The 9081-nt window shown below is 63.2% G+C and carries 11 protein-coding genes; 7 read left to right on the forward strand and 4 right to left on the reverse strand.

The window, feature by feature from the left end; translation table 11 throughout:
* Window position 1: 1 nt before the first annotated feature.
* Window positions 2–1243 (reverse strand): reprolysin-like metallopeptidase, encoded by a 1242-nt coding sequence (locus AB1A62_RS04195; protein WP_366660153.1) that lies wholly within the window; start codon window positions 1241–1243, stop codon window positions 2–4.
* On the opposite strand from AB1A62_RS04195, the gene AB1A62_RS04200 reads away from it, so the two are divergent.
* Both AB1A62_RS04200 and AB1A62_RS04205 read left to right on the forward strand, forming a co-directional pair.
* Window positions 1242–1610, forward strand: coding sequence for a hypothetical protein (locus AB1A62_RS04200; RefSeq protein ID WP_366660155.1), 369 nt, complete (start codon window positions 1242–1244; stop codon window positions 1608–1610). The two genes, AB1A62_RS04195 and AB1A62_RS04200, sit on opposite strands and share 2 nt — an antisense overlap.
* Window positions 1576–1785, forward strand: coding sequence for a hypothetical protein (locus AB1A62_RS04205; RefSeq protein WP_222477152.1), 210 nt, complete (start codon window positions 1576–1578; stop codon window positions 1783–1785). The genes AB1A62_RS04200 and AB1A62_RS04205 overlap by 35 nt, the downstream gene beginning before the upstream one ends.
* A 27-nt stretch (window positions 1786–1812) precedes the next feature.
* Here AB1A62_RS04205 and AB1A62_RS04210 read toward each other — a convergent pair whose 3' ends face one another.
* Window positions 1813–2661: a TIGR00730 family Rossman fold protein gene (locus AB1A62_RS04210; protein WP_366660157.1), complete on the reverse strand. Its 849-nt coding sequence runs from the start codon at window positions 2659–2661 to the stop codon at window positions 1813–1815.
* 148 nt (window positions 2662–2809) lie between these two features.
* On the opposite strand from AB1A62_RS04210, the gene AB1A62_RS04215 reads away from it, so the two are divergent.
* From AB1A62_RS04215 to AB1A62_RS04230, 4 genes are all read left to right on the forward strand, one after another.
* Window positions 2810–3730, forward strand: a complete 921-nt coding sequence (locus AB1A62_RS04215) for a threonine/serine dehydratase (protein WP_366660158.1) — start codon at window positions 2810–2812, stop codon at window positions 3728–3730.
* A 38-nt stretch (window positions 3731–3768) separates the two neighbouring features.
* The gene (locus AB1A62_RS04220; protein ID WP_366660159.1) at window positions 3769–4368 is read left to right on the forward strand and encodes a GntR family transcriptional regulator; all 600 of its coding nucleotides are present in this window, start codon (window positions 3769–3771) and stop codon (window positions 4366–4368) included.
* Window positions 4369–4488: 120 nt separating this feature from the next.
* A complete protein-coding gene (gene dapD, locus AB1A62_RS04225; RefSeq protein ID WP_366660161.1) occupies window positions 4489–5316 on the forward strand; it encodes a 2,3,4,5-tetrahydropyridine-2,6-dicarboxylate N-succinyltransferase in 828 nt (275 codons plus the stop codon).
* 139 nt (window positions 5317–5455) lie between these two features.
* On the forward strand, window positions 5456–6823 hold the full coding sequence (locus AB1A62_RS04230) for a formimidoylglutamate deiminase (RefSeq protein WP_366660162.1): 1368 nt from the start codon (window positions 5456–5458) through the stop codon (window positions 6821–6823).
* Here the strand turns inward: AB1A62_RS04230 and AB1A62_RS04235 are convergent.
* On the reverse strand, window positions 6820–7353 hold the full coding sequence (locus AB1A62_RS04235) for a HutD family protein (RefSeq protein WP_366660163.1): 534 nt from the start codon (window positions 7351–7353) through the stop codon (window positions 6820–6822). The genes AB1A62_RS04230 and AB1A62_RS04235 overlap by 4 nt on opposite strands.
* Window positions 7354–7498: 145 nt before the next feature.
* On the opposite strand from AB1A62_RS04235, the gene AB1A62_RS04240 reads away from it, so the two are divergent.
* Window positions 7499–7846: a hypothetical protein gene (locus tag AB1A62_RS04240; protein ID WP_260016840.1), complete on the forward strand. Its 348-nt coding sequence runs from the start codon at window positions 7499–7501 to the stop codon at window positions 7844–7846.
* Between the two features lie 9 nt (window positions 7847–7855).
* Here AB1A62_RS04240 and AB1A62_RS04245 read toward each other — a convergent pair whose 3' ends face one another.
* Window positions 7856–8860, reverse strand: a complete 1005-nt coding sequence (locus AB1A62_RS04245; RefSeq protein ID WP_366660165.1) for a transporter substrate-binding domain-containing protein — start codon at window positions 8858–8860, stop codon at window positions 7856–7858.
* Between the last annotated feature and the right edge of the window lie 221 nt (window positions 8861–9081).

The raw sequence follows: 9081 nt of genomic DNA on the forward strand, positions 1-9081 counted from the left end.
CTTAACTGAAAATGAAATCGTCCGCGGTCAGCCCGCCGGTGTAGCCGGTGAGCTCAATATTGTAGTTGCCGTAGTAGCTGATCAGCGTGTTCCCATCCTGCTGGGAGATCGTGAGATCGCTGAAACTGTCCGCACCAGTCCCTTCGAATTTGATTCGATCGTTGCCGCGGCCGAAATCCCGGATGACGTCATTATCGTTGTAGTCGGCGGCCTTGAAGATGAAGATATCCGCGTGCCTGCCGCCATAGAGGATATCGGAACCGTCGCCGCCGACGAGGCGGTCGTGCCCGTCGCCGCCCTGAAGCACGTCATTGCCGCGCCCGCCGAACAGCCGGTCGTTGCCCGAACCGCCGCGAAGCACATCCCGTTCGCCATTCGCGCCGGAAAAGTCTGACCCGTTGATGCCGCCGACCAAGGTATCCGCGCCTGCACCGCCGCTCAGCGTGTCTCTGCCATTACTGCCGGTGACCCGGTCACTGCCGTTTCCGCCGGAAAGAAAGTCATCGGCCTCGCGCCCCTTGACCGTGTCATTGCCGCCATAGGCAAAGACTCTGGTATCCTGGCCTGTCGCCAAAACAAACTCGGACCGGCTGCTGGCCTTAATCACGACATCGCCTCCGGCATTGACGAAGGCGTTCCAATCCTCTGTCCCTGCTGCCCCGCCATATAGGTGCTGCAGCGCCTGGACATCCAAGGTGCCCAGTTCCGTGGCGTTGTAGCCGCCATAATTGTACGTCATGACGGTGTGGGCCTGATCGTCCAAATGGTCCGCCAGCGTATTTTCTCCGTCATGGGAATGTTCCAGCCCCACGGCGTGGCCGATTTCGTGCAGGATGGTTTCATACCCGTAGGTGCCCGGGGCCATGCTGCTGCCCTGGATTGCCAGGCTGCCTTGGCCGGTGGAATAGGCGCTGGCCCAAGCATAATTCGCCCAGCCGGCTGCTGTGCCGCCGTTGTAGCCGAATACATCAATCATCGCCGGGCCATCGGTTTCGACGAAAATCAGGCCTGAGACTTCTTCGAATTCCGCCAGCGCCTGGCGGAAGTAACTGCGCTGAGTGCTGTTGAAGGACCAGTAGCTGGTTGCGCCGTAAGGGTCATCAGCTGCATTGCCCAGATCCCCGTTGCTGACGAAGCTGTAGGTGACCACAGACTGGGTGCCGAGTCTTGCCTGGCTGTTCCAACGGTAATTGCTGCCCGAGGTATAGGCCAGCAGCGCCGTGTAGTCTGTAACTTCGGTCATGGGTAATCTCCACTGCTCCACCGCCGATAAGTTTTTGTTTGCAAATGTGGCCAAGTTTGGCCGGTTTCCGGGCGCAGGAGGCGCGAACACCAGAGAGTTTTCGGAAAATGGCAAATACCAGCGGGTGCACGGGCTGGCGGAACGCGGTTTTCTGCCGGAAATGCCGGGCCGTCTGCTATCAGATCACTTGGCTGCCCGCCTGTTGCTTGACGGGCACAGTAAGCGCCGTTGCTCAGGCTGCCGCATTCTTTCCCCAATCCGGCTCAAATTCCGCCGCTTGCGGCAAACAGTTTCCAGATTACGGACAATCAAAATTTCAGAAGGGAACGCAGATGGCTCCGATGGAACGAAAGACCGCCCCGATTGACCCCAGTGTTCTGGACCTGATCCGCAGTGAACGCCAAAAGGCGCTGAGCCCGCGGGAATGGCAATTCCGCCTGCGCGGCTACGGTTATGCAGTGAAAACCGTGGAAGGCACCCAGATCCTCACCCGGCTGACAACCGGAGATGAAGTGGGCAGACTGCCGCCGGAATTCGCCTGATCCCGGCAGCAGCAGTTCACGCTGCGTTCAGCGCTCGCGGCCTGGCAGGCTGTCGCGTGGCGGCGCGGGCTCCCAATTGTCAATGATCTGCACAGCTTCCTGCGCGGTATCGACCACGCGGAACAGGTCAAGATCCTGATCCGAGATGGTGCCCGCATCGGCCAGTGCCTCCCAGTTGATGATCCGGTCCCAGAACTCCTTGCCGAACAGAAGGAACGGCACCCGCTCCATCCGCCCGGTCTGAATAAGCGTCAGGCTTTCGAACAGCTCATCCAGGGTGCCGAAACCGCCCGGGAACACGGTGATCGCCCGCGCCCGCATCAGGAAATGCATCTTGCGGATCGCGAAGTAGTGGAAATTGAAGCTGAGGTCCGGGGTCACATAGCCGTTTGGCGCTTGCTCATGCGGCAGCACGATTGACAGGCCGATGGAATGGCCGCCGGCATCCTGCGCGCCGCGGTTGCCTGCCTCCATCACGCCGGGTCCGCCGCCGGTGACCACAACATTTTGACGGCCGCCGCTTTGCTTCGACTTTTCAGTCATCAGCCGGGCAAATTCGCGCGCTTCGTCATAGAAATGCGAAAGATCCGCCAGAGTCTGGGTGCGCGCCCTGTCCTTGTGCTTCGGATCCGGGATGCGGGCGCCGCCGAACATGACGATCGTGCTTTCGATGCCATGCTCGTTCAGCATCAGCTCCGGTTTCAGGAGTTCCAGCTGCAGCCGCACCGGGCGCAGCTCTTCCCGGTACATGAAATCCTGGTCGGCAAAGGCCAGACGATAGGCAGGTGACCGTGTTTGCGGCGTGGCGGGCACATGCTCTGCCCGGTTCCGGTCGGTATGGGCATCGCTGAAACGGCTGTGGCGGTCTTCGGTCATGGGCAATCCAGGTAAAAAATAACAGGACTTCCTTTGTAACCGTCCTTGGCTGTTAGCGCCAATCAAGAATGCATCAGAACGCGCCGTTCCGCTTGCCCCCGGACCCGGTGCGGCTAAGGTTCCGGCGCAGCAGGCAGGAGGGCAGCGCATGGACTGGCAGAGTGAAATCACCGCGGCGGCAGAGCGCATCCGCCCCCATGTGCAGCGCACTCCGGTGATGCAGACGCAGGGCTTCGGACTGGAGTTCCCTGTGGAGCTGAAGCTGGAGCACATGCAGCACACCGGAAGCTTCAAGGCCCGCGGCGCCTTCAACACGCTGCTGAGCCAGGAGGTGCCCGCAGCCGGTCTGGTCGCGGCCTCCGGCGGCAACCACGGTGCCGCGGCGGCCTATGCCGCGCATCAGCTGGGCCACAGGGCGAGGATCTATGTGCCGGAGATGGCCGGCCCCGCCAAGATTTCGCTGATCGAGCGCACCGGCGCCGATCTGCAGGTGGTGCCCGGCGCCTATGCCAACGCGCTGGAGCAGGCGCAGGCCTATGAGCAGGAAACCGGGGCCATGCAGGTTCACGCCTATGACGCCCCCGCCACCGTCGCCGGTCAGGGCACCTGCTTTGCCGAATGGCAGGCCCAGGGGCTGGAGGCTGATACCCTGCTGATTGCGGTGGGCGGCGGCGGGCTGATCGGCGGCGCACTGGCCTGGTTCCAAGGGGTTAGGAAAATCGTCGCGGTGGAGCCGGAAACCTCCTGCGCGCTGAATGCGGCGCTGGCGGCCAGGCAGCCGGTCGATGTTGAAGTCTCCGGCGTGGCAGCCAACGCTTTGGGCGCCAGACGCATCGGCAGCATCTGCTTTGAGCTGGCTGCGGCACAGGGCATCACCTCCCTGACCGTGCCGGACAGTGCCATCACGCGGGCCCAGACTGCACTCTGGCGTGAGCGGCGGATCCTGGTGGAGCCTGCAGGCGCCACCGCGCTGGCGGCGCTGATGTGCGGCGCCTACCGGCCGGAGCCGGGCGAACGCGTTGCGGTCCTGGTCTGCGGCGGCAACATCGCCCCGGATCCGCTGGGATAACCCTTGCGGGAAAGCGCAGGCGGCCCTATCGGAATAGCATGTCCGCAACTATCGCCGATACGATCTATCTGAGCTTGAGCGAGCGCATCATCACCGGCAGCCTGCCTGCCGGCGAGAAGCTGCGCCAGGACCATATCGCCCGCGAGTTCGAGGCCAGCCACGTGCCGGTGCGCGAAGCCCTGCTGCGGCTGGAGGCGCACGGTCTGGCAGTCTCTGAACCCCGCCGCGGCACCCGTGTCAGCGCCCTGAACCCAGCCGAGATCCGCGAGGTGATCGAAATGCGGGTTGCGCTGGAGGTACTGGCGCTGACCCACGCTTTCCCCCGGTTGACGCCAGAGGATGTCGAAGCTGCAGACGCCGCCCGCCTGGCCTGCGACGCGGCAGAGGACATGGCGGGCTGGGAACGGCTCAACCGCGCCTTTCACCACGTGATCCTGGCACCCTGCGCAATGCCCCGGCTGCTTGCGTCCATCGACGACCTACATATTGCCGCTGCACGCCACCTGTTTGCCAACTGGCAGCACCAATGGAACCGCCGCGTGGATGCGGACCATGCCGCCATCGTTCAGGCAATGGCCCGGCGCGATGCCGCCGGAGCCTGCGAGATTCTGCGCCGCCACCTGCGCCGGGTGCGCTGACGGCCTCAGGCAACGGGCAAAACGCCGTCAGGCGCGGCATTTTGGACGCAATCCGGACATGACCTGCGGGCGGTTTGCCGGTATGAAGCTGCGAATCTAACCGATGCCGGAGGAACACCCATGTCCAACGCCCAGCTGGAAGCAGCGATCGAAGCCGCCTGGGAGGCGCGCGACACCATCACCCCCGCCACCACCGGCGAGCAGCGTGAAGCCATCGAAGACACCCTGAACGCGCTCGACTCGGGCAAGCTGCGGGTGGCCGAGAAGCTGGAGAACGGCGACTGGCATGTGAACCAGTGGGCCAAGAAAGCGGTGCTGCTGGGCTTCCGCATCAAGGACATGGAAATCCACGAAGGCGGCCCGCAGGCCGGCGGCTGGTGGGACAAGGTCGACAGCAAGTTTGCCGGCTGGGGCGAAGCTGACTGGAAATCCGCAGGCTTCCGCGCAGTGCCGAACTGCGTCGTCCGCAAGTCCGCCTATATCGCGCCGGGCGCGGTGCTGATGCCCTCCTTCGTGAACCTCGGCGCTTATGTCGACGAAGGCACCATGGTCGACACCTGGGCCACCGTCGGCTCCTGCGCCCAGATCGGCAAAAACGTGCACCTGTCGGGCGGCGTCGGCATCGGCGGCGTGCTGGAACCGATGCAGGCCGGCCCCACCATCATCGAGGACAACTGCTTCATCGGCGCCCGTTCCGAGGTGGTCGAGGGCTGCATCGTGCGCGAAGGCTCGGTTCTGGGCATGGGCGTGTTCATCGGCAAGTCCACCAAGATCGTCGACCGCGAGACCGGCGAAGTGATGTACGGCGAAGTGCCGCCCTACTCGGTTGTTGTGGCAGGCTCGATGCCGTCGAAGAACAACATCAGCCTCTACTGCGCGGTGATCGTGAAGCGGGTGGACGAAAAGACCCGCTCCAAGACCGGCATCAACGAGCTGCTGCGCGACTGATCCGCACGGCAACACCAGCCCATTGAACGCGCCCTGCACGGGCGCGTTTTTTGTTGGGCTGCTGCCTCTCCTGAGTAAAACCCTTGCCGCAAAATAAACATGGCGCTAATGGTATTACATCTACACATAAGAGAGTCAGATGCAGACCATATTTGCCCAGCGCGCCCGCCTGCCCCAGGGTTGGGTTGAGAACCTCCGGCTGACGGTTGTTAACGGCCGGATTTCTTCCATCGAAACCGGGACCGGACCAAAGCCTGAGGACGCACGGGTGGACGTGCTGCTGCCGTCGCTGGGCAACCTGCACTCCCACAGCTTCCAGCGCGCCATGGCCGGGATGACCGAATACCGCGCGGCCGGCAAGGACAGCTTCTGGACCTGGCGCGAGCTGATGTACCGCTTCATGGATCGCATCACGCCTGAGCAGTACGAGGCCATCGCCGCGCTGGTGTTCATGGAGATGCTGGAAGCCGGTTATGCCTCGGTGGGAGAGTTCCACTATGTCCACCACCAGCCGGGCGGCGCGCACTTTGTCTCTGTGACGGAGCTCAGCGAACGGGTGTTTGCCGCTGCCAGCCAGACCGGCATCGGTCTCACTCATCTGCCGGTGCTGTATACTTATGGCGGGGCTGGAAAACAGGCTCTGAATGGGGGGCAACAGCGGTTTGGCAATTCGGTTGCGGAATTCTCAGAGCTCGTCACCCGCGCCCGGGACATTGCCGCACGGGACGTGCCCGAGGATGCAAGCGTCGGCATCGCGCCGCATTCGCTGCGCGCCACCTGCCCCGAGGATCTGGCGGAAGTGCTGCGGATCCAAGACGGGCTGCCGGTGCATATCCATATCGCCGAACAGCCCAAGGAAGTGGCGGATATCAGCGATTGGCTGGGTGCGCGGCCTGTTGAATGGCTGCTGCATAACATGCCTGTGGATAGCAACTGGTGCCTGATCCACGCCACCCATATGACCAGCTCCGAAACCGTCGGCATGGCCCGCTCCGGCGCAGTCGCCGGCCTCTGCCCGATCACCGAAGCCAACCTGGGCGACGGGCCGTTCAACGGGGTGGAATACCTGACGCATGACGGTGCTTTCGGGGTCGGATCCGACTCTAACGTGCGGATTTCGCTGCCGGAGGAGTTGCGCACGCTGGAGTATTCTCAGCGCCTGCGCGACCTGGCCCGCAACGTGCTAGTGCCCGGCGAGGGCTCGGTCGGCGAGACACTGTACCTGGGCGCGGCCAAAGGCGGGGCGCAGGCCCTGGGCCGCGATGCCGGGCGGATCGAGGATGGCGCGCTGGCGGACCTGGTGGCGATTGACAGCGGCGTGCCAGCCCTGTGTGCACTGAAGCCGGAGCAGATGCTGGACGGCCTCTGCTTTGCCGCAGGCGATGACACTGTGACCGACGTTTGGAGCGCTGGCCGCCATGTGGTGCAGCAGGGCCGGCATATCGCACGGGACAGCGTGGTTGCAGGCTACAAGACCGCGGTCAAAGAGCTGCTGAACAGCCTCTAAACAGGCAAAAACCGCACTTGGATAGCAGCGCCGCCGCCGGTGATCACCGCGCCGACGGCGCTTTCTGTCACGATCCCTTCTCCTGGGCCGAGACGAATTGAGCCTGCCATGTCCAGGCCGCCGGAGACGACGAACAGCAATTGCCGGCCCTCAGCATCCGGAACCGTGCCGTCTGCCAGTATCCTGGGTTCTGCCGTCACCCGTGCCGGGTCATAAATCACGTTGAACGCCCTGCAGGGCCCGTCTCGCAAGCGGCAGTTCAATTCCACTCCGCCATCAAAGCTTAACGGCTCCAGCGGCCGGGCCTCCAGCCGCATGCTTTCATTTGACAGGGTGTGGCCTGCGCCTTCGACCACGCAATGGATGCGGGCGAGGCCGGGAAAGGCGGAAAACGGGCCGCTCCGGGCAATATCCGCCAGACTGAGGCGCCAGACCATCCGGCCGTCTGCTTCGTGCACGGCCAGCTCGCGGGTCACGCCGCCGCCGTTTCTCCAGGGCACTGCCTGGGCGGTGAGAGCAGAGATGCGCATCGTGGTATCCTTAAGATCAATCATTAAGCCTGGACATAAAGCCCGATAGTAAAAGACCGCAAGGCTTCCGTTTCCCGCTCATCCGGCCCGCGCCGCCCGCGCTATTTGATTGACCATCCCCCTGCCCCGGCGCTATGGCGGCGGCATGGAAAAGAAGAAACCCTCCCGTCAGCAAGTCTATACCCTGCTTGTCCAGATCGGCCGCAAGGACGGCGACGGCCTGCCCGACGGCGCCACGGGCGCGGCGCTGATGATCTATGCCTCGGGCATTGACGAAGCAGAGGCGGTGCGGGAAACCGTGGCGATCCTCAAACAGGCCGACACCGCGCCGCTGGATGTCACTGGATACGGCACGCTGGAAGAGCGCGAGGCCGAAGGCCATGAAATCGGTGACGAGGAGCGCGATCTGATGCAGCGGGCGCTGGAAGAGAATGCGGTGATTGTCGCGCAGATGACACCGTTCTTCGACGGCGAAGAACCGGTATTTCACTGAGGGCCGGCGTCATTTCTGGCTGCCGAACCACTTGCGGTAGAGGGCGTCATAGCTGCCGTCCTCCTGCATCGTCAGCAGCGCCTGGTTGACCTCTTCCACCAGCGGTGAACCAGCCGGAAACACCAGCCCGTAGTTTTCCCGCAGAAACGGCTGGCCGATGGTCTGGCCGAATTTGTGCCCGCCCTGCTGCTCGTAGAAGTTCAGCACCGGCGCGTCGAAGACCACCGCCTTGATTTCAGACGCCTCGAACGCAGCAAGCATCTCCTCCAGCCCGGAGAAGGCTGCGTAGTCGATCTCGCGACGGTCCAGGAAACCGGCTGCGGTTGAGCCGCCGATGGTGCCGACCGATCTGCCATAAAGATCATTCACCGAATTCACGGAACCGCTGATCGCCTCCACCGTCATCACCGCAGTGATCTTGGCGACGAAGATCGATACGATAAACAGCGACGAGACAACCAGCACCACGCCGAACATCCGGCCGATGGGCGTGCGCGGCACCCGTTCCTCGAAACCGCCGTTCACAACCAGGTTCAGCGCCCACCAGAATGAGGGAAACCAGGCCTCGTTAAGGGGGCGGTCGAAATAGGGCTGGGCGCGGCGTTCAAAGGTCCACATCATCATGCCGCCGCCGAACAGCAGCAGAAAGGCGATGCCGATGGCCGCGGCCAGGTCCCAGGACAGCAGCGCCCGCAGAAGCGACGGCTCGCGAATGTCATCGGCCTGCACCATGATCTGCAGCCCGCTTTCAAAGATCGGATGGCTGAAGTCCATCTGAATCTCGCGCGAGGCGGTGATCGAGATATTGGCGGCGGCCAGGTCTGCCTCGCCGCTGCGGACACCTTCCAGCATGTCCGCAAAACTGCCGGTGCGGTTGATGCGGTATTCCCAATCCAGACGCTCTGCCAGGATCTTGAACAGTTCCAGTGAGAACCCGGTGTCGCGCCCTTCTTCCAGCATTGAGAACGGCGGCCGGGTGACAGTATTGACCGTCAGCACCTGCGCCGGCAGCATTTGCCCCCAAAGCAGAAAGAGGACAGCAGGAATCAGGCGGAGATACGACACGGAAACGCTCGGGTTGGCCTCTGAAAGGGTTTCAACGTCCTTAGGCGGATCGCGGTTTTCACGCAAGCGCCTTGGCTGTGGAAGCCGAAAATGCGGTTGCATCTGTGTCAGGCCGCCCGCCGTGCAGCCGGCTCGGCAGCACTGGCGGACCTGCTGCGGCGGGTGTGCGG

Source organism: Leisingera sp. JC11 (assembly GCF_040704725.1).
In the GTDB taxonomy this organism is placed as follows: Bacteria; Pseudomonadota; Alphaproteobacteria; order Rhodobacterales; family Rhodobacteraceae; genus Leisingera.

What these genes read in the sequence shown, in the direction of transcription:
- AB1A62_RS04200 (WP_366660155.1), top strand. Translation starts at nt 1,242, where the DNA reads ATGGGTAATCTCCACTGCTCCACCGCCGATAAGTTTTTGTTTGCAAAT.
- AB1A62_RS04245 (WP_366660165.1), bottom strand. Translation starts at nt 8,860, where the DNA reads ATGCTGCCGGCGCAGGTGCTGACGGTCAATACTGTCACCCGGCCGCCG.
- AB1A62_RS04220 (WP_366660159.1), top strand. Translation starts at nt 3,769, where the DNA reads ATGTCCGCAACTATCGCCGATACGATCTATCTGAGCTTGAGCGAGCGC.
- AB1A62_RS04215 (WP_366660158.1), top strand. Translation starts at nt 2,810, where the DNA reads ATGGACTGGCAGAGTGAAATCACCGCGGCGGCAGAGCGCATCCGCCCC.
- AB1A62_RS04240 (WP_260016840.1), top strand. Translation starts at nt 7,499, where the DNA reads ATGGAAAAGAAGAAACCCTCCCGTCAGCAAGTCTATACCCTGCTTGTC.
- dapD (WP_366660161.1), top strand. Translation starts at nt 4,489, where the DNA reads ATGTCCAACGCCCAGCTGGAAGCAGCGATCGAAGCCGCCTGGGAGGCG.
- AB1A62_RS04210 (WP_366660157.1), bottom strand. Translation starts at nt 2,661, where the DNA reads ATGACCGAAGACCGCCACAGCCGTTTCAGCGATGCCCATACCGACCGG.
- AB1A62_RS04235 (WP_366660163.1), bottom strand. Translation starts at nt 7,353, where the DNA reads ATGCGCATCTCTGCTCTCACCGCCCAGGCAGTGCCCTGGAGAAACGGC.
- AB1A62_RS04195 (WP_366660153.1), bottom strand. Translation starts at nt 1,243, where the DNA reads ATGACCGAAGTTACAGACTACACGGCGCTGCTGGCCTATACCTCGGGC.
- AB1A62_RS04230 (WP_366660162.1), top strand. Translation starts at nt 5,456, where the DNA reads ATGCAGACCATATTTGCCCAGCGCGCCCGCCTGCCCCAGGGTTGGGTT.
- AB1A62_RS04205 (WP_222477152.1), top strand. Translation starts at nt 1,576, where the DNA reads ATGGCTCCGATGGAACGAAAGACCGCCCCGATTGACCCCAGTGTTCTG.